The 25,282-nt window shown below is 44.5% G+C and carries 21 protein-coding genes; all 21 read left to right on the top strand.

What is annotated here, in order from left to right:
- Positions 1-7: 7 nt before the first annotated feature.
- The 21 genes from atpA (at position 8) to MHB37_RS29580 (ending at position 24,924) form a co-directional block, all read left to right on the top strand.
- Positions 8-1,519, top strand: a complete 1,512-nt coding sequence (atpA, locus tag MHB37_RS29680) for a F0F1 ATP synthase subunit alpha (protein WP_036681566.1) — start codon at positions 8-10, stop codon at positions 1,517-1,519.
- A 149-nt stretch (positions 1,520-1,668) separates the two neighbouring features.
- Entirely contained in the window at positions 1,669-2,538 is an 870-nt protein-coding gene (atpG, locus tag MHB37_RS29675) for an ATP synthase F1 subunit gamma (RefSeq protein ID WP_036681564.1), read from the top strand.
- Positions 2,539-2,776: 238 nt separating this feature from the next.
- A complete protein-coding gene (atpD, locus tag MHB37_RS29670) occupies positions 2,777-4,177 on the top strand; it encodes a F0F1 ATP synthase subunit beta (protein ID WP_036681562.1) in 1,401 nt (466 codons plus the stop codon).
- Between the two features lie 102 nt (positions 4,178-4,279).
- Positions 4,280-4,696, top strand: coding sequence for a F0F1 ATP synthase subunit epsilon (locus tag MHB37_RS29665; RefSeq protein WP_036681559.1), 417 nt, complete (start codon positions 4,280-4,282; stop codon positions 4,694-4,696).
- 195 nt (positions 4,697-4,891) lie between these two features.
- Positions 4,892-5,149 (top strand): DUF1146 family protein, encoded by a 258-nt coding sequence (locus tag MHB37_RS29660; RefSeq protein WP_036681556.1) that lies wholly within the window; start codon positions 4,892-4,894, stop codon positions 5,147-5,149.
- Between the two features lie 199 nt (positions 5,150-5,348).
- Positions 5,349-6,725, top strand: coding sequence for a UDP-N-acetylglucosamine 1-carboxyvinyltransferase (murA, locus tag MHB37_RS29655; protein ID WP_076123926.1), 1,377 nt, complete (start codon positions 5,349-5,351; stop codon positions 6,723-6,725).
- 216 nt (positions 6,726-6,941) lie between these two features.
- Complete coding sequence (gene spoIID / locus MHB37_RS29650; RefSeq protein ID WP_341172239.1) at positions 6,942-8,084, top strand: stage II sporulation protein D; 1,143 nt, start codon at positions 6,942-6,944, stop codon at positions 8,082-8,084.
- A 61-nt stretch (positions 8,085-8,145) separates the two neighbouring features.
- On the top strand, positions 8,146-8,889 hold the full coding sequence (locus MHB37_RS29645; RefSeq protein ID WP_312151113.1) for a M23 family metallopeptidase: 744 nt from the start codon (positions 8,146-8,148) through the stop codon (positions 8,887-8,889).
- Between the two features lie 272 nt (positions 8,890-9,161).
- Positions 9,162-9,449, top strand: coding sequence for a sporulation transcriptional regulator SpoIIID (gene spoIIID, locus MHB37_RS29640; RefSeq protein WP_036681548.1), 288 nt, complete (start codon positions 9,162-9,164; stop codon positions 9,447-9,449).
- Positions 9,450-9,578: 129 nt separating this feature from the next.
- Positions 9,579-10,577, top strand: a complete 999-nt coding sequence (locus MHB37_RS29635; RefSeq protein WP_036681546.1) for a rod shape-determining protein — start codon at positions 9,579-9,581, stop codon at positions 10,575-10,577.
- 47 nt (positions 10,578-10,624) lie between these two features.
- On the top strand, positions 10,625-11,503 hold the full coding sequence (locus tag MHB37_RS29630; protein WP_038573634.1) for a flagellar hook-basal body protein: 879 nt from the start codon (positions 10,625-10,627) through the stop codon (positions 11,501-11,503).
- A 51-nt stretch (positions 11,504-11,554) separates the two neighbouring features.
- Positions 11,555-12,376 (top strand): flagellar hook-basal body protein, encoded by an 822-nt coding sequence (locus MHB37_RS29625; protein ID WP_076182078.1) that lies wholly within the window; start codon positions 11,555-11,557, stop codon positions 12,374-12,376.
- Positions 12,377-12,386: 10 nt separating this feature from the next.
- The gene (locus tag MHB37_RS29620) at positions 12,387-12,611 is read left to right on the top strand and encodes a DNA-directed RNA polymerase subunit beta (RefSeq protein ID WP_036681538.1); all 225 of its coding nucleotides are present in this window, start codon (positions 12,387-12,389) and stop codon (positions 12,609-12,611) included.
- 263 nt (positions 12,612-12,874) lie between these two features.
- A complete protein-coding gene (gene fabZ / locus MHB37_RS29615) occupies positions 12,875-13,297 on the top strand; it encodes a 3-hydroxyacyl-ACP dehydratase FabZ (RefSeq protein ID WP_036681536.1) in 423 nt (140 codons plus the stop codon).
- Positions 13,298-13,339: 42 nt separating this feature from the next.
- Entirely contained in the window at positions 13,340-15,061 is a 1,722-nt protein-coding gene (locus MHB37_RS29610; protein WP_076123920.1) for a phospho-sugar mutase, read from the top strand.
- 128 nt (positions 15,062-15,189) lie between these two features.
- Positions 15,190-17,226 carry a DUF5693 family protein gene (locus MHB37_RS29605; protein WP_076192363.1) on the top strand — a complete coding sequence of 679 codons (2,037 nt, stop codon included), beginning with the start codon at positions 15,190-15,192 and terminating at the stop codon, positions 17,224-17,226.
- Positions 17,202-18,335, top strand: a complete 1,134-nt coding sequence (gene csaB / locus MHB37_RS29600) for a polysaccharide pyruvyl transferase CsaB (RefSeq protein ID WP_076192366.1) — start codon at positions 17,202-17,204, stop codon at positions 18,333-18,335. The genes MHB37_RS29605 and csaB overlap by 25 nt, the downstream gene beginning before the upstream one ends.
- A gap of 6 nt (positions 18,336-18,341) precedes the next feature.
- Entirely contained in the window at positions 18,342-19,097 is a 756-nt protein-coding gene (locus MHB37_RS29595) for a WecB/TagA/CpsF family glycosyltransferase (RefSeq protein WP_036681526.1), read from the top strand.
- Between the two features lie 116 nt (positions 19,098-19,213).
- Positions 19,214-20,341, top strand: coding sequence for a glycosyltransferase family 4 protein (locus MHB37_RS29590; protein ID WP_036681523.1), 1,128 nt, complete (start codon positions 19,214-19,216; stop codon positions 20,339-20,341).
- A gap of 160 nt (positions 20,342-20,501) precedes the next feature.
- Positions 20,502-24,428 (top strand): S-layer homology domain-containing protein, encoded by a 3,927-nt coding sequence (locus MHB37_RS29585; RefSeq protein WP_076192369.1) that lies wholly within the window; start codon positions 20,502-20,504, stop codon positions 24,426-24,428.
- Positions 24,429-24,582: 154 nt separating this feature from the next.
- Complete coding sequence (locus MHB37_RS29580; RefSeq protein ID WP_076192371.1) at positions 24,583-24,924, top strand: hypothetical protein; 342 nt, start codon at positions 24,583-24,585, stop codon at positions 24,922-24,924.
- Positions 24,925-25,282: the final 358 nt, after the last annotated feature.

Raw genomic sequence — 25,282 nt, 5'->3', positions numbered from 1 at the left:
GAGGATATTGGGCATCAGACCTGAAGAGATCAGCACTTTGATCAAAAGTCAAATTGAGGAATATAAAGCCGATATCGAAGTTGCCGAAGTCGGCACCGTCATTCAAGTCGGCGACGGTATCGCCCGTGTCTACGGTCTGGAAAACGCAATGGCTGGCGAATTGCTAGAGTTCTCCAACGGAGTAGTGGGCATGGCGCTCAATCTGGAAGAAAGCAACGTCGGTGTTGTTATTCTGGGTGAGTACAAGGAAATTCGTGAAGGCGATCAAGTAAAACGTACAGGACAAATTATGCAAGTTCCTGTTGGTGAAGCTCTGCTCGGTCGTGTAGTTAACGCACTTGGTATGCCGCTTGACGGCAAAGGCCCAATTGCTACAACTGAATTCCGTCCTGTAGAAAATAATGCACCAGGTGTTATCGATCGTAAATCGGTACATGAACCGATGCAAACAGGTCTTAAAGCCATTGATGCGATGGTACCAATCGGTCGTGGACAACGCGAACTTATCATTGGTGACCGTCAAACAGGTAAGACTGCAATCGCAATTGACGCGATTATCAACCAAAAAGGCAACGGCATGAAATGTATTTATGTTGCCATTGGTCAAAAGCAATCCACAGTAGCACAGGTTGTAGAAACTCTTCGCCGTCATGGCGCTTTGGAATATACAATCGTTGTAACTGCATCGGCTTCCGAGCCGTCTCCATTGTTGTATATTGCTCCATACGCAGGTTGCGCAATGGGCGAATACTTCATGTACAAGGGCGAGCACGTACTGATCATTTACGATGACCTTTCGAAACAAGCTTCGGCTTATCGCGAATTGTCCTTGCTGCTTCGTCGTCCACCGGGTCGTGAAGCATTCCCAGGTGACGTATTCTACTTGCACTCCCGTCTTTTGGAGCGTGCAGCTAAGCTTAGTGATGAGCTTGGTGGTGGTTCATTAACCGCACTTCCATTTATCGAAACACAGGCATCTGACGTATCAGCTTACATTCCTACGAACGTAATCTCGATTACAGATGGTCAAATCTTCCTTGAATCCGATCTGTTCTACTCTGGTCAACGTCCGGCGATCAACGTCGGTATCTCCGTTTCCCGTGTAGGGGGTTCCGCTCAAATCAAAGCGATGAAGAAGGTAGCCGGCTCGCTCCGTTTGGATCTTGCCCAATATCGCGAACTTCAAGCCTTCTCACAGTTCGGCTCAGATCTTGATAAATCTACACTTGCCCGTCTGAATCGCGGGGCACGTATGATGGAAGTTCTGAAACAAGGTGTGAATCAGCCGTTGTCTGTTGAGCATCAAGTGCTTAGCTTGTACACAGCTGTAAAAGGATATTTGGATGATATTCCAGTTAAAGACGTAAAACGTTTTGAAAAGGAATTCCTTGCTTACATGGATAGCAGTGCTGCTGATGTAGCTCAATCCATCAGGGATACAAAAGATTTGACAGCTGATAACGAAGCCGCTCTTAAAGCAGCGATTGATACCTTTAAAAGAGGTTTCGCTACTAGCTAATATAGATGACTTTAACGGATTTTACTAAGTGAGCTTTGGCTCTGCCGAAGCTCAGGCTGTGCTTATGAAGTAGCTTTGACTTCGTCAAAGTTAAGAGAATGCTTACGAAGTTAGCTTTGACTCCGTCAAAGCTCTAAGGTGGTGAAATCATGGCAAGAAGCATGCGTGATATTAAACGTCAAATTAAGAGTGTTCAAAACACAAGACAGATCACAAAAGCGATGGAAATGGTAGCCGCATCCAAGCTGAGAAAAGCTCAGGAGAAGGCAATTGCCGCCCGTCCTTATGCTGAGAAGCTAAAAGAGGTTGTATCGAGCATTGCTGCTGGCACCGAAGGTGTTCAACACCCTATGCTGGTTAGCCGCCCTGTGAAGAAGACTGGTTATCTAATCGTTACCTCTGATAGAGGGCTTGCAGGTGGCTACAACGCTAATATTTTGCGTAAGGTGACGATGCTCATCGCGGAGAAGCATAAGTCCAAAGATGAGTACGCATTATTTGTTATTGGTCGTAAGGGCCGTGACTTTCTACGTCGCCGTGAATATCCGATTGTACAGGAAGTCACTGAGCTATCGGATGCGCCGAAGTTTGCTGACATCAAGTCGATCGCGAATTCGGCAGTACAGCAGTTTGTAGATGGTACGTATGATGAGTTGTATGTTTGTTACAATCAATTCGTCAATGCTATCACCCAGATCCCAACCGTTGAGCGACTGTTGCCTATGGATGGAGTAGGGAATCAAGAGCATCATGAAGCTTCTGCAAACTACGAATATGAACCTTCACCGGAAGGCGTGCTAGAAGTATTGCTTCCAAAGTACGCTGAAACTTTGATTTATAGCGCTATTCTGGATGGCAAGGCCAGTGAGCTGGGGGCGAAAATGACAGCTATGGGCAGTGCAACGAAGAACGCGTCGAAAATGATCGGAGAACTTACCCTTACGTACAACCGTGCCCGTCAGGCGGCAATTACGCAGGAAATTACCGAGATCGTGGCCGGAGCGAACGCGCAGTCTTAAAATACAAGAAAAGTTAAACTAAGTGCTTAACTTGTCTTGTGTTTTACGAGAAACAGTGTCGCTTGCTTAGGGTGCATAGCTCCTTAAGAACGGCACTGTAAGTTCTTCTTAAAATATAAGAAAGTATGGTTTTACACTATACAAAATGCTTATATTTCTACGAGAAACGGTTGTCATCTTTATATGACGACAACGTCGTTTCTTCTTGATGTAACAGCTTTCGAGGAGGGAAAAGAAGATGAACAAAGGACGCGTTGTAAGCATTATGGGTCCGGTTGTCGATATTGAATTTGAACGCGGCCAGTTGCCCGAGATTTTCAACGCTATCAAAATTGAAACCGTCTTGGACAATGGTCGTCAGCTTAACCTAACACTTGAGGTTTCCAATCACTTGGGAGACAATCTGGTACGTTGTATCGCGATGTCTTCTACTGATGGTCTGGTTCGTGGACTGGATGCAATCGATCAAGGAGGTCCAATTTCGGTTCCTGTAGGGGAAGCGACATTAGGCCGTGTATTTAACGTACTTGGTAATCCAATTGATAACGCTGGTGAAGTTCTTGCTGAGAAAAAGAACCCGATTCACCGTCTCGCACCAACATTTGACGAATTGTCAACACAAGCGGAAATCTTGGAAACAGGTATTAAAGTTATCGACTTGCTCGCACCTTATGCTAAGGGTGGTAAAGTCGGCCTCTTCGGCGGTGCCGGCGTAGGTAAAACAGTAACAATCCAAGAATTGATTAATAACATTGCCCAAGAGCACGGTGGTATTTCCGTATTCGCAGGTGTCGGTGAACGTACTCGTGAAGGTAATGACCTTTATCACGAAATGACGGATTCCGGCGTTATTAAGAAGACAGCAATGGTCTTCGGACAAATGAACGAGCCTCCAGGTGCACGTCTTCGTGTAGCTTTGACCGGTTTGACCATGGCGGAATATTTCCGTGATGTGGAAGGCCGCGATACGCTGCTCTTTATCGATAATATATTCCGCTTTACCCAAGCGGGTTCCGAAGTGTCCGCTCTTCTCGGCCGTATGCCATCTGCGGTTGGTTATCAGCCGACTCTGGCTACTGAAATGGGCCAGCTGCAAGAGCGTATCACATCGACTAAAAAAGGTTCAGTTACATCGATTCAAGCAATCTACGTACCGGCGGATGACTACACTGACCCTGCTCCGGCTACAGCGTTTGCTCACTTGGATGCAACAACTAACCTTGAGCGTAAAATTTCCGAGAAGGGGATTTTCCCAGCGGTTGACCCACTGGCTTCCAGCTCGCGTTTGCTCGCTCCAGAAATTGTTGGTGAAGAACATTACAACGTGGCACAAGGTGTTAAACAATTGCTGCAACGTTATACCGAGCTTCAAGATATCATTGCCATCTTGGGTATGGATGAATTGAGTGAGGATGATAAGGTTATCGTAGCTCGTGCTCGTAAAGTTGAACGCTTCCTGTCGCAGCCATTCCACGTGGCTGAACAGTTCACTGGCTTTAAGGGTAAATATGTACCAATCAAAGAAACTGTACGCAGCTTTAAGGAAATCCTGGATGGTAAGCATGATGATCTTCCAGAAGCAGCTTTCCTATTTGTAGGTACGATTGAAGAAGCAGTAGAAAAAGCGAAATCGATGTAACCTGAGCTTAGCTAATGCTTTCGATGCAAGCTTTACTTCGTAAAGCTTAGTGCATGCTTTCGAAGCGAGCTTTACAATGTAAAGCTTTAAGGAGGAATGGAAGTGAATACCTTTTTGTTGGAAATTGTCACGCCGGAGCATCTCGTTTACTCCAAGCAAGTGAATAGCTTGATTGTAAGAGGGGTCGAAGGCGAGTTGGGTATTTTGCCGGGACACATTCCGCTTGTGACTCCACTTCAGGTTGCTCCGTTATCCGTCAAATCGGACGGTGTTACGATCTCCATCGCTGTTCATGGCGGGTTCGTTGAAGTGCATAAGGACAAAGTAACCGTGCTGGCTGAAAGTGCCGAGCTGCCAACAGATATCGATGTTGAGCGCGCCGAAGCGGCTAGAGAACGGGCTCAACGCCGTCTCCAGACTCGGAGCAAACAAGATGATATCGATCACCGCCGTGCGGAATTGGCGCTGCAACGCGCTGTTACACGGATTAAAGTGTCCACTGGAAAAGGACAACAGTAGGATAAAAGCAGTCAAGCCTTAGGGTTTGACTGCTTTTTATTATAGTAATCTATTGAAAAAAGGTTAAAATTTCTTCATTATTTTGGATAATGGCGTTGAATTGTTTAAAAATTTGTAAAAGTACTGGATTCTTTTGCCCTTCACAAGTATGATATAAGAGTCGATTTCCGAGTAATACGAACACGGAGGGTTAGCATGGAGGATATATTGTCGGGTGGGTTGTCTAGCGCAGTTGGAACCAGCAGTATGGTCTCAATGATTGTATCTTTGCTCAGTGTTGTATTATCTTGGTGGGCATTGCAGAACCTTAAGCTCGATTTGGTCATAAGATATCCCAAGAGTCCTCAGGGAAGGCTGCTGCACTTGCTGTTGGCCATTGTACTTGGTCGTTTTGTAGCGGGGTTCTTCCTGGATTACCTGAGCTGGAGTGGGATGATCCGATATATGTTTTAAGGGGATGTAGTTTGGTTATAAGTGTCTTAGGTCGCAGTGGTCAAAAGGTGTCGAATAATAAGGTTTTATTATGTCAACACTGAACTTTAAGGAACATGCCCGAGTAAATGGGCGTATTGATGGAGTAGAGAACTTTTTTGCAATTACTTTAATCTAAAAAAATAATTTAAGAAATAATGGACGCGGAGGGAAACCGAAAATGAGCAAATTTATCGTCCGCGGTGGCAACAGATTGACCGGGAGCGTGAAAGTTAGCGGCGCAAAAAATTCCGTATTACCGATCATAGCCGCCTCTCTATTGGCAGAAGAAGGAGTAAGCGTCATTGTAGACGCACCTCCGCTTGATGATGTGATGACGATATCAAAAATGCTGGAATCTCTGGGTGCAGGGGTTACATATCAGAACGATATTATCCAGGTGGATGCTACAAATATCACATCCTGTGAAGCACCTTATGAATGGGTTCGAAAAATGCGGGCGTCTTTTTTAGTCATGGGCCCACTGTTATCTAGACTTGGTCAGACAAGAATTTCCCTGCCAGGCGGCTGTGCCATTGGTACACGACCGATTGATCAGCATTTGAAAGGGTTTGAAGCACTGGGTGCGGAGATTAGTCTCGGCCAGGGCTACATTGAAGCGAAAAGCAACGGACGCCTGCGCGGTGCCAAAGTGTATTTGGATGTAGCAAGCGTAGGTGCGACCGAAAATATAATGATGGCAGCTACATTAGCCGAAGGCGTGACCGTTATCGAGAATGCGGCTAAGGAGCCTGAGATTGTCGACCTGGCCAATTACTTGAATGGTATGGGCGCAATCGTACGCGGTGCGGGAACAGGCGTTATCCGTATTGAAGGGGTAGAACGTCTGCATGGGGTCAAACATCATGTAATCCCTGACCGTATCGAAGCAGGTACGTACATGGCGGCTGCAGCAATTACCGGGGGCGATGTATATGTGGAAGGCGCAATTGCTGATCACTTAGGTCCTGTTATTGCTAAGATGGAAGAAATGGGTGTAACCATTATTCCCGACGAGAACGGTATTCGTGTAATCAGTGACAAGCCTCTCAAAGCTGTTGATTTGAAGACTTTGCCGTATCCAGGTTTTCCTACGGATATGCAGTCGCAAATGATGGCATTATTGCTGCGTTCTGAAGGTACTAGTGTCGTTACAGAAACCGTATTTGAGAACCGGTTTATGCATGTGGATGAATTCCACAACATGAATGCTGAGATTAAGATCGAAGGTCGCTCGGCGATCGTTACAGGTAATGCACAATTGGTCGGAGCTAAGGTTTGTGCTACGGATCTGCGTGCGGGAGCTGCGCTTATTTTGGCAGGTCTGGTTGCTGAGGGCACTACTGAAGTAAGCGGAACTCATCATATTGACCGCGGGTATGTTCATTTGGCTGAGAAACTGTCCGGATTGGGTGCGGAAATTTGGCGCATCTCCATGGAAGATACTTCAGCGCAAACCGTGAAGGATGAAGTTCTTAAACCGGAAGTATCCAAGAGTGAATCGACTAAAAACGAAGAGGTTAAACCACGCTTTCAGGTTCAACCAACTTGGGTATAATATCAATCATTAGGAGAGACCAGGCTGCAGTTTGCAGCTTGGTCTTTTTTTATGGAATCCTCATTTGATGGGGATTTTTTTGTATGCAATTTAATAGCCTGTGGTCTAGTAATAGATTGAGGACAGGAACTCTCTTTCTCTCAAATTGTGTTCTAGCAGTTGCTGCAAATTCATATCTATAAGAATCACCAGTGATTCACGGAAGGAGCCATAGAGATGAAAGATTTCCGCTACTTGCGAAGAAACAAGACAACGCGCTGGCACTCGCGTCCCCTTGCTCCCCGGCGCAGGCGACTCATCCCCGTTGCCTGGCTCGCAGCGCCTTTCCTGGCGGCGCTGCTGATTCCGCTGGCGGTTGTCCCGCTACACCGGGGACAACCGGCGCCTGTGGCCGTGCCAGCAGTCACGGCCCCTCCGGCGGCGCCGGAGACGGCTGCGCAGGAAGCGCCGCAGCCGGACGTCTCTGTCTATTTGTCACACAGCGGACAAATAGAGACATTGCCGCTGGAGGACTACGTCCGCGGCGTGCTTGCGGCCGAGATGCCGGCCGACTTTGAGCTTGAAGCGCTCAAAGCGCAGGCCGTAGCTGCCCGCACCTTTATCATGCGCCGCCTGGTGGCTGGCGACAGAAGCGGCGTACCCGTTCCGGAGGCGGATGTAACCGATACGGTAAGCCATCAGGCTTACATATCTAAGGACACGCTGGAACGGCAATGGAAGCTCGGCGGAAGAAGCGCCGACCTCGCAAAGCTGCAGCGCGCGGTCCTTGAGACGCGCGGAGTGATCATGACTTATAAAGGGCAGCCGATAACGGCCTCCTTTTTCGCCTCCAGTGGAGGATATACTGAGAACTCAGAAGAGTATTGGAATGCAGCGATTCCCTATCTGCGCAGCGTGACGAGTCCTTGGGAGAAAGAGATTACCCCAAACTATGCAGTGACTAACACCTTTACTGTTGCTGAAATACTTACTAGATTGGGTCTGAACGATAAAGTCATTCCAGCCTCCAAAGAAACTACCAATTCAGGAACTACAACGAAGATTTCATCATCTTCGAGATTACCTATGGAAGTGTTGTCTCTTACCACTGGACATCGGATTAAAGAAATCTCAATTGGAGGCTCTATATTTACTGGACGTGAAGTGAGAGAGAAGCTGGGCCTACGATCCAGCCAATTCAGTTGGAGTCGTAAGGGGAATAAGATCTTAATCACGACCTTCGGAAATGGGCATGGAGTAGGGATGAGCCAGTGGGGGGCAAATGGGATGGCTAAAGAGGGTGGAACTGCTACCCAAATTCTCAAACACTATTATAGTGGTATCTCATTTACACAAATCTCAACTCTTCTGAAAAAATAACTTGAAAGATACGTATAAAAGAGAAAACCCCGGTAACACTGGTTACTGAGGTGATAACCATATGAATGAACAAGACAAAAACAAAACAAACCAAGATGAATCTCTCAAAAAAACTCAGGGAGATTTACCTGGTGCAAAACCTTCTTCATGGAACAGACTGGTATCTAAGCGTTGGGTATTCCCAGCAGTCTACACGGCGGCAGCGGCAATTATACTAACCTTGGTGTGGGTCTATCAGGATGCCGGCCAGAAGCCGCTCAACCAGGACACCGCCGCCACTTCGCAGCAAGTAGGAACTTCCGCTAACGAAGCTGGTACAACAACCGGAGGTCCAGATGCACTTGAAGTTGTTGCTTCAACGGAAAGTATGGCTTGGCCAGTAGCTAATCCAGGTGAAGTAGAAGTAGTTAAGCCGTATTATGATGAGAATGGTACAGAGGACAATCACGTTGCCGCTATGGTGCAATATAACGACAAATTTATTCCTAATGTCGGAATCGATATTGCCCGTGAAGACAACAATACGTTCGATGTTAAAGCAGCGCTCAGCGGTGAAGTGACCAGAGTGGAAGATGTTGCGGTATTAGGTAAAGTGATTGAAATTACCCATCAAGGTAATTTGAAGACTGTATACCAAAGTCTTGGTGAAACAAAAGTTAAACAAGGCGATGTAGTGAAGCAAGGAGATACTCTTGCCACAGCTGGTCGCAGTGAGATCGAAAAGGACCTTGGAAATCATGTACACTTTGAAGTGTACGAAGATGGCAAAGTAGTCAATCCATCGGATTTACTGCCACAGCGATAAAAATTTCTATAGCAGGGGGCGAAAGCCCCCTATTTTTTTGTGTATATAAGGATTTTTAAGGTTGTGTTTGTGATGAGCCTTTTGTTTACGCGGGAAACGGTTGTTGACCTAAAGGGAGAACGACGGCTTTTCATCATGCTAATAACACGGGTTATTAGGTTGTCCATTAAATAAAATGAGCCCTCCATAGCTTGTCATGTCTTGAAAGCGCGAATATATAAGCCCGCCCCTCATATAATGTACCAAACTATCCACAGTTGGGAGGCGGGAGCGTGCACGATTACATCAAGGAACGTACGATCAAAATCGGACGCTGCATCGTGGAAACCAGGCATACGGTCCGGACCATAGCCAAGGAATTTGGCGTTTCAAAGAGCACGGTGCATAAAGATTTAACTGAGCGTCTGCCAGAGATCAACCCTGATCTGGCCGATCAGGTGAAGCACATTCTCGAATATCACAAGTCCATCCGACATCTTCGGGGGGGAGAAGCCACAAAAATCAAATATAAAAAATCGACGGGGAAAAAACGTGAGGTTGCTGTAGCATCAAAGCCATGAGATTTTCGGAAATTTAAGGAAATATTCAGCTTTAATACATTGTGTACTTCCCCTAAAGTATGGTATTTTTAAATTTAGTACTAACTGCTGTTTTTTCAATTAAAATAACACTTTGGGGGCTCTTTCATTATGTTTAGCAAGGATATCGGAATCGACCTCGGCACGGCCAATGTGCTCATACATGTTAAGGGAAGGGGAGTCGTTCTGGATGAACCTTCCGTGGTCACACTTGAAAGTGATACGAAGAGAGTCCTTGCGGTGGGAGAACAGGCACGTCGCATGGTTGGACGTACACCTGGAAATATTATAACAATCCGTCCTCTCCGGGATGGTGTCATTGCAGATTTTGAAATCACAGAAATGATGCTCAAGTATTTTATCGACCGCGTTGGCGGCCGGTCCTGGTACGCACGGCCCCGTATTCTGATTTGCGCCCCTACAAATATTACATCTGTGGAACAGAAGTCCATACGGGAAGCGGCGGAGCGGAGCGGGGCTAAGGAAGTTTTTATGGAGGAAGAGCCAAAAGCCGCTGCAATCGGAGCGGGAATGGATATTTATCAGCCTAGTGGGAACATGGTCGTCGATATCGGTGGCGGAACGACGGATGTAGCCGTACTTTCTATGGGCGACGTCGTTACCGCTTCTTCGATTAAAGTCGCAGGAGACAAGTTCGATGAGGCCATTTTAAGATATATTAAACAAAAGTATAAGCTGTTAATCGGTGAACGTACGGCAGAGGATATTAAGGTTACAATTGGCACCGTGCGTCCAGGCCTGATGCAGGCTGAAATGGATATTCGTGGTCGTGATATGGTAAGTGGACTCCCTCAGACGCTCACTATTACTTCAGGCGAGGTAAAAGAAGCACTATGGGATCCGGTTTCTTCTATTGTGGCAGCTGCTAAGTCCGTTCTGGAACGTACACCGCCTGAGCTATCAGCAGATATTATTGACCGGGGTGTTGTTCTAACTGGTGGTGGCGCTTTACTTAATGGATTGGACGAGCTCCTCTCAGAAGAATTACATGTTCCGGTGTGGATAGCGGAAGACCCGATGCATTGTGTAGTTAAGGGAACCGGAATAATGCTAGATAATTTGGACAAGGTCGTTAAGAAAAAGTTCTAAGCAGCCGATATAAAAGGTAGCAAAAGATTCGGAAGGGGACTACCTTCATGATAAGAGGATTATATACAGCCGCTGCAGGTATGGTTACACAGCAGCGTAGACATGATACGGCAACACAGAACATCGCTAACTTGAATACAACGGGGTACAAGCAGGTTGACAGTGTCAATCATGCTTTTCCGGATGTACTGATCTCTGCTATGAGTAATGGCAATACAAAGCCAGTGGGGCGCCTTAACACTGGGGTTTTTGCAGAACAATCGATATCCCAATATTTACAGGGTGATTTAAGGGAGAGCGGCAAGACCATGGATTTTGCTTTATCTACGGATTTGCAAGTAGCTGATCCTGTGACAGGTCAAAATATCTCCTTTGATGGTTCAGGCAAATATGTAAGCCCTGAGGGTGAGGTTGTTTATCGTCCACAGGCCTTCTTTACTGTACAGGATGCTGAAGGGAATAATCTGTATACGCGAAATGGGAGCTTCTCAATAAACGCGGCTACAGGAGAGGTACTGAGCAGTGGTGGCTTCAAGGTTCTTGATTCCACAGGCAAGCCCCTTGTCTTGACAGGAAATCAGGACACCCTTAAAGTGGACGGGCAGGGTAATTTGCTTAATCCAGTAACAGGACTTCCGACAGGGACCAAGCTTGGTGTGAGTGTAGTAACAAAGCCACAGGAGCTTGTACGTGACGGTAATGGTGTATTTCACGCTGATGATGTAGAGGCGGCAGATATCCGTTTCTCTAACGGAACAGATAACATGCAAGTACGCCAAGGTTACCTGGAAAGCTCCAATGTAGATCCTACTCAGGTTACTGTGGATTTGAATGCCGCCTATCGGGCTTATGAAGCGAACCAGAAGATTGTTCAATATTATGATGGCAGCTTGCAGAAGGCTGTAAGTGAAGTTGGCAGGGTATAGGCAGTGCTTAGGAATGAGCTTTACAGGTAGAGCTTATAGGAGGTTTGATCTATGAACAACTCAACGATTAGTGCAGCAGTCTCCATGTCGAGCCTTCAGCAGCGGCTTGATATTATAGCGGATAATCTAGCCAACATGGATACCAATGGTTATAAGAGCAAGCAGGGCTCTTTTGAGGACGTGCTGACTCGTGTACAACAGCAATCAGATGATTATGACCAACCGGGCCGTTCTACACCTCTAGGCTTTAATATGGGTTTTGGGACTTATGTACCTTCGATCTCAACGAATTGGGAAGAGGGACCCCTTAAAGAAACAGGGAGTCCGACCGACTTAGCCATTCAGGGCAACGGGCTTTTTGGTGTTCAGGTCAATGGTACTACGGCGTACACTCGTCAGGGTGATTTTCACTTTATTCCTGACACGACTGATGCCAAAAAGATGGTATTGGTTGATAACACAGGAAACTCGGTTTTAAATACAGAGGGCAAACCTCTAACGGTTCCTGTAGGTGTGAATGCTGCTATCGATGAATCCGGTCGTGTGTTAACGAAAAAGACGGAGAATGGACCTGTTCAGGTAGCGGGTACTATAATGATAGTAGAACCTAAGACACAGAATGCCTTAAAGGCTGTCGATGGTAATTTCTATATGCTTGCAGATGGAGTTACAGCACGGCAGGCTTTTGTACAAAGAGCGGCAGGCGAGGCATCTGGAATTGGAGTGCGCTCAGGATGGCTGGAGCAGTCGAATGTCGATATGACCTCAGAAATGACAGAAATGATGCAGATTCAACGCACGTATCAACTCGTAGCTCGGGCACTTTCGTCCAGTGATCAGATGTTTGGTCTAGCCAATAACATGCGCGCGTAGAGGTGAAGGAATGGATCGACAGGAAAAAGTTAAATCGGAAGAGAAGAAAGAACCCTCTCCACGAGGGATCTCCAAATGGACCATGATACAATGGGTTCTTATTCCCTTGCTTCTCGTAGCTGCACTTGGAGGCGGTCTGGCCGTCGGTTACGTTGTCCTGGGTAAGAAAGAGTTAAGCGATGCTCTGCAGTGGAGCACGTGGAGACATGTATATGATTTGGTTTTTGCTCCATAAATGAAGATGATTTAACCACTCCCTTGTTATATAAGGGAGTTTTCTTTTTTATGCTGAAAAATGTATAATGGTGGGGGGCCTCGGGCAGCAAAAAGGGCCCTCTCCGCCATGCTGCCGCATCCGGTGGAGAAAGCCCCTTATCTCAACCTCCACTTCTGCAGTTGGTGAAGGATAAATATAGTTTTTACCGAACCTGCCTAATTTTATGCATTTCGGCAAAGAATAAAAGAAAATGTGCAACATCCGAAAGGAGTTTTGTCATAATGCTGGATATCAACCAAATTCAAGAAATCATCCCCCATCGGCCTCCATTTCTGCTGGTGGACAAAATTATCGAGATTGAAATGGGCAAAAAAGCTGTAGGAATCAAAAATGTAACGATCAATGAACCGTTCTTTGTAGGTCACTTTCCGGGCTATCCGGTAATGCCGGGTGTACTGATTACAGAAGCCCTTGCACAAGTGGGTGCGGTTGCTATCCTGGGAGTAGAAGCTAATCGCGGCCGAATCGGTTTTTTAGCTGGGCTGGACGGATTCCGTTTTCGTGGTCAAGTGGTACCGGGCGATACACTTACTCTTGAAGTAGAGATCACCCGCCTTAAGGGCAGCATCGGAAAAGGACAAGCTACTGCTTCCGTTGAAGGTAAGGTTGTAGCCTCTGGAGAAATTATGTTTGCTCTGAGCTAAATATTTTATTTTTCTATAAATATATCTAAAGGAGAGATTCATATGACTCAATTAAGTGCGAAAGCGGCAGACACATTATCCCGCTGGTTGCAGGACCCTTCTGTTGACGAGGCTACAAAGGCAGAGCTTCGCGCTCTGGAGAATGAGCCACAGGAGCTTGAAGAGCGTTTTTACAGAGACTTAGAGTTTGGTACAGGCGGCTTGCGTGGGGTTATTGGTGCGGGCAGCAATCGTATCAATCGTTATACTGTTGGCAGAGCTACACAAGGCTTCGCTAATTATATTCTAGAAAAGCATACTGGAGAAGGCAGACCTTCGGTTGTTATCGCGCATGACTCTCGTCGCTTCTCGCCTGAATTCACACTTGAGGCTGCTCTTGTACTGGCTGCTAATGGCATCGAGGCGCATTTGTTTACCTCCCTTCGATCAACACCACAGCTATCATTCAGCGTGCGTTATTTGAAAGCAACGGGTGGTATTGTAATCACCGCGAGCCATAACCCTCCTGAATACAATGGTTATAAGGTCTATAATTCGGAAGGCGGACAGCTTGTACCACACGAAGCCGAAAAGGTCATTTCTTACATACTAGAGGTTGACACTTTTGATGGTGTAAAGCGGATTTCGCAAGAAGAAGCTGAAGCTCAAGGGCTGTTGCACTGGCTAGGAGAGAAGGATGACGAAGCGTTTACCGATACTGTTGCTGCAGTCAGTCTTGCAAGTGAAGAGATTGCCTCTACGCTTGGGAAAGATTTTAAAATCGTATACACTCCGCTGCATGGTACAGGTAATTTGCCAGTCCGCCGTGTACTTGAGAAAATCGGCTTCACCCAGGTGCATGTTGTACCTGAGCAAGAGCAGCCGGATTCTGAATTCTCTACAGTGAAATCTCCGAACCCGGAGGAACGTGAAGCTTTTACGCTAGCTATGAAGCTGGGCGAAGAGTTGAATGCTGACCTTTTGATTGGTACAGATCCTGATGCAGACCGTATGGGTGCGGTAGTTCGCGACAATGAAGGTAAATTTGTTGTTCTGTCCGGCAATCAATCCGGAGCACTGATGATTCATTACTATTTGAGTCGTTTGCAGGAACAAGGAAAGCTGCCTAGCAATGGTGCGGTTGTAAAGACTATCGTTACTAGCGAAATGGGGGCTGCTGTAGCTTCTCATTATGGTGCAACTGTATTTAATACGCTGACTGGCTTCAAATATATTGGAGAAAAGATGACCCAGTTCGAACAATCCGGAGAATACACTTATCTTTTCGGATATGAAGAAAGCTATGGTTATCTTGCAGGCAATTATGCTCGCGATAAGGATGCTGTTCTTGCTGCTATGCTTATCGCTGAAGCAGGTGCTTATTATAAAGCTCAAGGCAAAACATTATATGATGTTCTTCAGGAATTGTACGAGCAGTTCGGATACTTCTTGGAAAGCTTGGAGTCCCGTACGCTGAAAGGCAAAGATGGCGTTGCGCAAATTCAAGGAATCATGAATGATTGGCGTTCTAATGCACCACAAGAAATTGCTGGATCTGCCGTAACAGAAATTCAGGATTATTCCCTGGGCTTAAATGGACTGCCGAAGGAAAATGTACTGAAGTATTTGCTGGCTGACGGATCTTGGTTCTGCCTGCGCCCTTCCGGCACAGAACCTAAGATTAAGGTTTATTTTGCAGTAGTGGGTGACTCCCTGCAGAATGCTAAGGATAAGGTTGCTGCACTGTCGAAACAGGTTATGGCTCGCGTTGACGGGGGACAATAATAAATATAGAGTGCTTTCTATATTGTGAATTATATTTTACGTAGAAACGGGTACCGTCTCTAAAAGGATGACGATCCGTTTCTACTTTTGTTAAAAGAGTTTTTAAAGCGAAAGAGGAGGTACTTTTGGTGCGGCAAAAATGGCAACGTTGGAATATTACTTCCCGAAAGTGGCTGTGGATCATAGTTGTGGTTGGCGTTATAGCAGCCTTGCCAGTGGTCTATGATCGACTGCAGACGGAGAAGTCTTCCAAAACAGTAGAATTTGTGTTTGATTATCGTGATCTGGTTGATGTAGCCAGCTATCGTGCAAATCCACAAGATTATATTTCCGAACAGTTAGATCGCCTTAAAGACGCTGGTGTTCAGAGTATGGCGATTTACGAAAGCACATTGGAAGATTATCGTAAGGCGCGTCGTCTTATGATATGGGGTGCGGCTGATATAGCTAATCTTACGGACACAATCATTCCTGAAAATGAGAACTATACCTATATTCTTTTTACCAGTGCTGATTACAGCGAAACTTTAGCGCCTGTAATTAAAGAAGCATTTAGTAATCTTGGGATTAATTCAAGAGACTGGAGTTTCCGCGGACAGCAGGGTCTTATCATTGAGACCCCGCTAGAAGACGCTACATTGAAGCCGCTGCAGCCCGATCCATTTACACTGGACATGCTGCATAACAAGGGATTCAGTATTGTACCTCGTCTTGTGGATTCTCTGACTTATAATGAAGCCACGGTAAAGAAGCTGTTGGATCGTTATGAGGAATTGGGTGTTAAACGGATTCTATTTGAAGGTGAGTCTGTTAAAGGGTTTAATGATGATGCCGATACTGGCAGTATCACTGACTTTGCTAATCTCCTTAAGGAACGTGGAATGGGGATTGCAGCAATTGAGAATATTAAAAAACAGCAAAAGGGCTTTAACAGGCTCGCTTATTTGCTGGATTATAATGTGACACGTTTATATTCCCTTAGTGAGGGAGATTCTGCCTTAGATCCAAAAGTAATTTCGGACCGTTTCGCTCTGGCAACAAAGGATCGGAATATCCGCATGATCTACTTAAACACGATTCCTGCAAGAAATACTGCTAAGGCACAGGTTACAGATACATTAGATAACCTTATTACCAGCCTAAGCGAACCAGGCGGAGCAGTTGAGCAGATTAAAGACAATGGATTTAAACTGGGACAAGCTACGGCATTTGAGGTTGTAGATTCCTCTTATCAACGTTACTTTAAGCTAGTTGCGGTGGTTGGAGCAGTGTCTTTAGTGGCTCTGCTGGTCTCTTACTTCATTCCACAGCTCACGCTTGCTGCCTGGGTGTTAGGTCTGATTGGAAGTGCAGGCCTGATGCTAGTGAAGCCTGAAATGTTTGAACAAGCGCTCGCGCTTGCCGCTGCGATAAGTGCACCAACGCTTGCCGTTGTGCTTGCCATTCGTAAGGTTAATGAAATGGGGCCACCTCTACGGAGCAATCCCCTTACCTATAAGGCTATGAGCCCGCAACGCCGGTTTACACATAGCTTAGTGCTTTATTTTAAGACTTCACTGATCTCTTTGAGCGCTGTGCCGTTTATGATAGCACTGCTTAATAATGTAACTTATAGCCTGGTTCTCAACCAGTTCCGTGGTGTCAGTCTGCTTCATATGGCACCTATCGGTCTTGTGGCACTTTACGTGCTTTTGTATCGTGGGGATTTTGTCTTTAACAAGACAGGTAAGCTACTGCGGACACCAATCACATTTGCGATGATTATCATTGCCTTTGTTTTGGCGGTTGTTGGCTATTATTACATGACCCGTACAGGTAACGGTGGCAGTGTGAGTCCGTTGGAAATGGTTTTACGTACATTCTTGGAAAATACGGTTGGCGTTCGACCGCGTAATAAAGAGTTTTTGCTAGCGCATCCGTTATTAATTCTTGGCGCATTCTTGGCCTTTAGATATCGGAATGCAGCGTTTATCATGATTATTGCTGTAATCGGTCAGCTCTCGATGGTAGATACCTTTGCTCATATTCACTCGCCAGTTCTGATCTCGCTCATTCGTGGCTTGCTCGGTCTTGGATTAGGACTGATCATTGGTGTGATTGCCGTAATCGTATGGCAAATTGCAGAAGGGTGTTGGAAACGATGGTCGCCACTCCTAAAAAGATAGTTATTTCCGGTTATTACGGTTTCCATAACAGCGGGGATGAGGCGGTACTGCAATCTATATTGATTGCACTGCAACAACATGCTCAAGCTGCAGGTATAGAGATCGAACCCATTGTCTTGTCCATCGATCCTGAGTGGACTAGCGCCACATATGGAGTGAAATCTGTGCACCGGATGAAGCTGGTTGAAGTCCGTCAAGCTATTTATGAGAGTTCTGGTCTGATTAGCGGTGGAGGCAGCTTGCTGCAAGATGTAACAGGAAGCAAGAGTATTCCTTACTATTTAGGTATTATTAAGCTTGCGCAGTGGATGGGTAAACCGACCTTTATTTATGCTCAAGGTATCGGACCTGTGCATCGTAAGCTTTTCCACCCATTAATCAAATCAGTGTTTCGCAAATGTACTTATATCTCTGTGCGGGATGAACAATCCCGCGAGCTTTTACTTTCTATGGGATTAGAACAGAAGAACATAGAGGTTGTTCCTGACCCGGTGATGGGCTTATCTTTACCTGAAGAGACTGATGCTGCTGAATTACCAGAGTCTTCAGATTCACTTCCGGTAGTAGGTATTTCGGTACGTTATTGGGAACAAGATCGCAAGGAGCTGGACGCTCTTGCTCAAGGCTTGATTAAGGCGAATCTTGAAAAACCATTGCATTTAAGATTCCTTCCGTTTCATCTTCCATCTGATATTGAAGCCTCACGTTATGTGATGGAGAAGCTGGAAGAAAATATAAGCCAGCATGGGGGGCAGGTCAGTATTTGTGAAGATGCTAGTCATCCGCAACACATGCTGCGGGAAGTAGGGCAATGTGAAGTGCTGATCGGAATGCGTCTTCATAGCCTGATTTATGCCGCAGGGCGGCGAGTTCCGCTGATTGGTATCTCTTATGATCCGAAAATTGATCATTTTCTAGACAGAGTTCGGTGTCAGCCTGTGGGCACGACCCAATCATTAGATGCTGGACAAGTTGCTGCTGAGATAGGCCATCTTTTGGAAACAGCAGAGGGATGGAGAAATGAGCGGGAGACGATCCTCTCCTCGTTGATTCAAGAAGCAGGGGCTCCAGCACGGCAAATCGTAGAATATTTCCACCATAAAGGATGATCTAAAGTGAAAGCAGAAAGCGCGGTACCTACAGTTCCTATTTTTGGGATTAGAGTCTCCAAGGTTGATATGGCAGCAACTGTTGCATATTTGACAGAGGCGGTTCATACCCGTATCCCGCATCAAGTGATTACAGCTAATCCGATTATGGTTATGGCTGCTTTGGAAGATCCAGCTTATATGGAGATAATGAAGTCAGCTGAATTAGTTGTCCCAGATGGAACCGGTGTGGTATGGGCTGCTAATTATTGTAAGGAGCCTGTAACCGAACGGGTAGCTGGTTTTGACCTGTTACATGAATTGATGCAACAGGGTGAAAGATATGGATGGAAGGTATATCTCCTTGGTTCTACACCTGAGGTGATTCAGGAAACCGCTGAAAGGTTACAATTGCAATATCCGCGTGTTATTATTGCAGGATATCATGACGGTTATTTTGGTCCGGAATCGGACGATGAAATTATTGCTGGAATTGTTAAAACCAATCCTGACTTATTATTTGTGGCCAGAGGCGCGGATAGTCAGGAACCATGGATTGCAAAACACAAATCCAAGTTAGGTGTTCCGATCATGATGGGGGTCGGCGGCAGCTTTGATGTAATTTCTGGCAAGAGCAAGAGAGCACCAAAAGTTTTCCAAAAAATGAGAATTGAATGGTTGTACCGTTTATTAAAAGAGCCTACGCGGTACAAAAGAATGCTTGCGTTGCCGAAATTCGCATTAAAAGTGGTGCGTGAGAAAGATAAAGTAACAAAAGTCTAGTCAAATGCCGATATTCACCTAGAAAATCAGATGAATAGCCTAAAAAAGGGATTGGAATTTGTTTTTGTAACAGCGTATAATTCAATGCGGTAGAGAAATGGGGGTCGACTGATCAAATGTTAATCATATACATCGCTGGATTTATCGTATGCATGGGACTCGCACTTGGCCTCACACCTTTGGTGAAGAAATTCGCCATTAAGATTGGTGCGACAGATGTGCCGAATGCTCGTAAAGTGCACACGAAAATTATGCCCCGCCTTGGCGGATTAGCTATTTTTCTGGCGTTTGTGTTAGGCCTGCTTGCCGTATTGCCGATTATTCCATATGAGTTCACTCCGCGGGAGGCCAACTTCATCAAAGCGCTGCTGTGTGGCGGCGGACTGATTGTACTTATCGGAGGTTTGGATGACCGATTTGAATTATCAGCAAAGTTGAAGCTGCTGGGCCAAATTGTTGCAGCATGTATTGTAGTTTTCGGTTTTGGTATTACTGTAGATTTTGTGAATATTCCATTTAACAATACGTATTCTTCATTGGAAAGCTGGATTGCTATCCCGCTTACGATTTTCTGGATTGTTGGTGTCACCAATGCTGTTAACCTGATTGACGGGTTGGACGGGCTTGCTGCTGGGGTATCAGGGATTGCGATTGCTACGATTGCGGTAATGGCTTTCTTGATGGGTAACACGATGGTTGCCATGTTATGCCTGTTGCTTCTGGGTAGCATAATCGGATTCTTGTTCTTCAACTTCCATCCCGCCAAGATTTTTATGGGGGATACGGGATCGCTGTTCTTAGGCTTCTGCTTAGCTTTACTTGCTTTGCTAGGGTTTAAACAGATTGCCGTGGTTTCGTTTATTACACCTTTGCTTATTATTGGTGTACCGTTGTCGGACACGTTCTTTGCGATCGTGCGCCGTAAGCTGCAGAAAAAACCAATCTTTGCACCAGATAAAGGTCACTTGCATCATTGCCTTCGCGAGCTAGGCTTTAGTCATCGTCAGACTGTGCTCATTATTTATGGTATTGCTGCATTTTTCGGAGTTTTAGCTGTTATTCAATCCTCTGCCGCTCTTTACGAGGCGAACTGGGTTACCTTTGTAGTCATCTGCATCATGCTCTTCTTCTTGCAGATCGGTGCGGAAGTTACAGGTTTGATCGGTAAGACTAAACGTCCGCTGATTGATTTCTTTTTAAGAATTCGTATGAAGGCTAATCCGGAAAGAGGTTCCAAATCTTAATTTATTAATGGTATTATTCTAATATTTTCTATAACTAACAAAACTCATCCCTTTTCGGATGAGTTTTTTGTTGTTTTCCCTAAAAATATCGCTTCCTATGACCGATAAAGAACAAAGTGAAGGTTTACGAGAATTTATACTCAAAGGAGAGATATAACACATGCAACGCTTTAAGAGACCGTTCGTTTGGCTGATGCTGGCGGCTTTGATCGTTTCTATGTTCCCAGGTAAATACACGCCCATAGCGGCAGCGGCTACCACGAGCTCCACGACTTTCTTCAGTCCGGATGATCTCACATTACGTAATACTGTTCTGTTGAAACAGGATGTTGTAGCAACAACAGCTAATCCTAATCCTGAGGGACTTATTGACCGTTCTAGTGTTTACAAAGTAAGTAGCCCTACCTTTTCAATTACAGGAACCTACTCTCAGGTAACATCTTCCACGATGAAGGTTACTGTAGAGCAGCTTACAAAAGATAGTCAATCTAATAAATGGGTAACAGATGCTACTCACCTGACTACGGGAGCGGTAACAACAGATACCAATAGCCCGGATAACCGTTTTGTAGCATCTGGTCTTGTTTTGTATACAGGGTTTAATAAGGTGACCTTTTCTGGTATGCAAGGGAATCTCCAACGTTCAGAATCATTTTATGTTCTTTATGATAAAGTTCCCTATGTAACAGAATTAAAAGTTTTGGGTGGTCCTTCTGCGCTTAATTTAAATGAAGGAACACAAGTTGTTGTACCAGTATCTACAGTTACTCTTCAAGGTAAAGTAACGAATGCCACTAAAGTCAGTGTCTCCGTGAATGGAGGAACTGCATTACAAACTTCCCTATTGGAAGACGGAACATTTTTCACCCCCGCTCTGAACTTGAGTCCGGGATTAAGTACGCTTAAGATTGTTATTCAAAATGCTTCGGATTCAATAACAATAGACAGATCCGTATATTTCTTTGATAAGGATCAACCGTACGCTTCTTTGAACATCAACCACGACAATGCGGACTATAATATCTTAAATGATAATGTGCCTACGTTGACTGCTGATTTGACTCCAAGTGTTGCAGGTTTTACTGGACAGATCTTAGTTCCATATAACGTGGCTCCGTTTGCAACAAATGCTGTGCTAACTCTTAATAAAGGTAATAGTTCCGAAAAAGTTGTAACGATTAGTGCTGTGACAGAAGAATTAACAATTCCTGGTCCTGATGGCGTTACGCCAACGTATAAATTGGTTAAATTTAAGACTGCAGCTGATTTAGAAATCTTGGCGGGTGTAAATGACTTTAAATTGTCTGTAGATTATGGCAGCCACAGCAGTTCTCATCTTTATTCATATAAATTTTTGAAAAATGAGACTGTTATAACAGAAATGTACTACCTTCCTGGATATACAGGCTCAGGTGATCTTACCAATATCTCTAAATTGCCTTTGAATGGCCAACAGTTAGAGACGGATAGTTTCTATATAATGGCGAAGACAAATAGATCAACAACCCCAGAAGATATAACTGCGAACTATTTGCCATTGAGTAATAAACCACTATCCATAGATTATGTAACTGCAGGCACAGGAACAAATGAATATATTTATAAAATATCAGGGTTCTCTAATGGTCAACAAAAGGTACAATTCCGTTATAAAGGATCCGAATCCTTCTATAATGCTGATATTTCATATGTATCGAAAAACTATATATATGTAAGTAATCTGCAAGATGGTCAGACCTACGAATTCGATTCCAGTGTAGAAAAAAAACTTAATGTCGCTGGGGAATATATCGGGTTCGAAAATATAGAAAATGCACAAGTGCAAATTAACGGTACAGACAGTAACTCATTATCTAGCAATCCTTTTAAGCTTGAAGTAGAAAAAAACTCAACAGTAAATAAAACAACTTTTAATTTCACTGTGACAATCAGTCAGACGGGACCACTGGTATACGGTGAGAATAAAATCGTGTTTACTGGAGTCTCAAGAGATAATGCTGGTAACCAACGTATTATCAAAAAAGAACTTAAAATTTACATCATTGATACCAACATTTCTGGGATAAAACAATTCCATCCTACTTTAGGGGATAATCGTTTACCTTTTACAACTACAACCCTTTCTAATGAAGTCGAGCGTAATGCCATGCTGGCATTGCCAGCTGAGATTGTATATAAGGATGAAAAATATACAACAAGCAAAGATAAATTCGACTTGGTACTACAAGGTAGTGGTGCTACAACGCTGAATCTATATCAGGGCTCTACTTTGGTGTTTACTTCGACGGGGCAGGATAAGCTGCTAATTGACGGTACGGAATCCGATGGACCTATTGGTCCTAAACGTTATCCTGATGAAGTGGCTGCAAATGGTCTGTATTATGACTACATTGGCAGTGCTAAAAACTTTATTTTAAGATTACGTGACATTAAATTTGATGCCCCAGGAAGTCAAGTTTATACCCTAGAGCTTATTAACAAAACAGGAGCAAGAACTACACAACGTCTTGAAGTAGTGCGGGAAGTTGCTCCATATCGTCTTCTGTCACCTGTAGCGACGGTAGGTGAGCAAATTGTTGTTAACAAAAACTTTGTTCGTTTTGATATTGAGGCTGAAGGTGCCACTAAAGTAATAATTGGCAAAGAAGAAGCAATTAAACGTACGGATTTGCCAAATCAAGATCGCTTCACCTATGATTATGTGGGCTTAAAAGCAGACAAATCGAATCCCATTAAGATACAAGTGGTTCGTGCTAACTCCACAATAAGCGATACTATAAATGTGTATTATGCTAGTGCAGTGCAGATTGATACACAATATATGGCGGAGAAGGTAGCTACGAAGTATAGTGTCTTTAATAAAACCTTGGAATTGAACTTCCCTAAAGGCACGATTATGAAGGGATATACTAGCTCTGGTGCTGCAAAATATTATCCTAATACAAAACTGTTGTTTGGTATTGCGGATCCCGCTGATGGCGTTGTTGAACGTAAGAATGATTACGGGAACATTATCAACGTAACGGGTAGTGACGACAGAACCGAAGGCGGGGGCGGGCAGCTTGTGATTCCACAGGATCTTGCTCTGCGCTTTACATCAACCGTCTCTACTAATAACTTTTCGAGAGTATCGGATATCTATTGGCTCAGTGGTGGTCTAGGAAATGATGGCGTTAATCTTGAGACCAACGGGGTTACCCCGCATTTCGTGGATGCCAGTGGAAAGACTGGATACTTTACACAGTATAGTCAAACAAGAAAAATCGTACCTTCTCAACGTGGTGAATTGACGCTTACTTTCAACTCCAGCATTGTGGATGAAGTGGGATCGACTATTACAGTATTCCGATATACAGATTCAGGTAAGTGGGAGAACTTGGGCGGGGTCGTAGATACGAAAAAACATACCATCACCGTTCCATTCGATGAATTTGGTTATTACACTGTTATGAAGCTGCGCCGTGGTTTTGTTGATATTACGAATCATCCATGGGGCAGAAATATAATGAATGGATTGTATTCCAAAGGATTTATGACCAATCTTCGAGCAGATGCATTCGGAGCCGACGATTTGACCACTCGTGGTGAATTTGCTACATTGTTGGTGAAATCATTAAGTATTCCTTTGAACTATGATGCTAATAAACAAACCTTCTTTGATATTGTGCCAGAAGCCGTAGCGGCTACATGGGATTTCAAACACATTGAGACAGCTGCTAGGGCAGGTATTGTTACAGGCCTCAGTGATGGCTTCTTTGGGCCTGATCAAGCCTTAACACGTGAACAAGCCGCAGTAATGATAGCTAGGGCGTTGAAACTCAAGATGTCTTTGAATGACAGTAAACTGCTGGCAAGCTTAAGCAAATCATTTGTTGATACAAGTAACATGGATTTCTACTCACGTCCTGCAATTGAAGCTATATCTAAAGCTAAGATTATGGAAGGAAGCGCTGTGACCGTTACAGGCCAAAAGAAGCCCGTCTATAACTTTAACCCGAAGGGTAAGTTGACTAGAGCAGAGGCTGGTAAGATTACTGTGGCACTCTTACAGAAGAGTACAAGCATCTTCCCTAAGAACTTTAACTAAAGAATAAAAAAGTGCTCCGGCCTGCGAAAAGTATTCGTAGGTCGGAGTTTTGATGTAAAGATAACAATTACCAGCGACATAAATTTTGTAATCTGCACCGATTTACGATACAATAATGTAGAAAATATTATTTTCTGAAAGGTGAAAGCCATCGATGAAACCGATTTTATCAAAAGCACAGTTGGATTACATGAAAGCCAAGAATATGTTTGAGAATAGAGCAAAAGTGTTGGAGAAGGAAATTGCAGCTAAACGGGCACTACAGGAGATCACTCAAGAGGTCATGGAAGAACTGGTGCAAGCAACAGGATTCCACGATTCATACAACGAGCTTGTTGTTACTGAGAATGCTCTGATCGAATGGTCTCATACTACAATCAAGCATGAGAAGAGCTACCGCGAGAACCGCACAGCTATTGATGCAATGTATGACAATGTGAACTCGAGTCCTGAGAAGCGTCAGGAATTGATCCAATTATCTATGAAGATTCGTTAGAAACAATGTAATAGAAGCAAGCGTCGGCAACGGCGCTTTTTTTGTTTTTTGTAGGAATGTTTAAATTAATAGTACAAGTGTTAATGATTCTTAGTAAATATTGCATAATGACGTTTAGAAAGCGACTATGATATACTGTTTTCCGTAGGCACCCATGATTAACAATAGTTAGTAGAACATACATATGTATCTTCTAATGGGATCACACCGGAAAATATAAAAAAGAAGATTTTTTTTGAGAAACCGCAACTTTTTCAAATCTTCTGCGTTTAAGGTGTAGAGTCATTTACACAGGGGCTGAAATTAACCGCTGGTAAAGCCAATTTAACAAAATGGAAAAATTAGCTTTACGTGACTT

It is taken from the genome of Paenibacillus sp. FSL H3-0286 (assembly GCF_045040705.1).
Taxonomy (GTDB): domain Bacteria; phylum Bacillota; class Bacilli; order Paenibacillales; family Paenibacillaceae; genus Paenibacillus_AQ; species Paenibacillus_AQ odorifer.
Note: the sequence above shows the minus strand (reverse complement) of the source record. Positions and strands in the feature narration are given on the sequence as shown.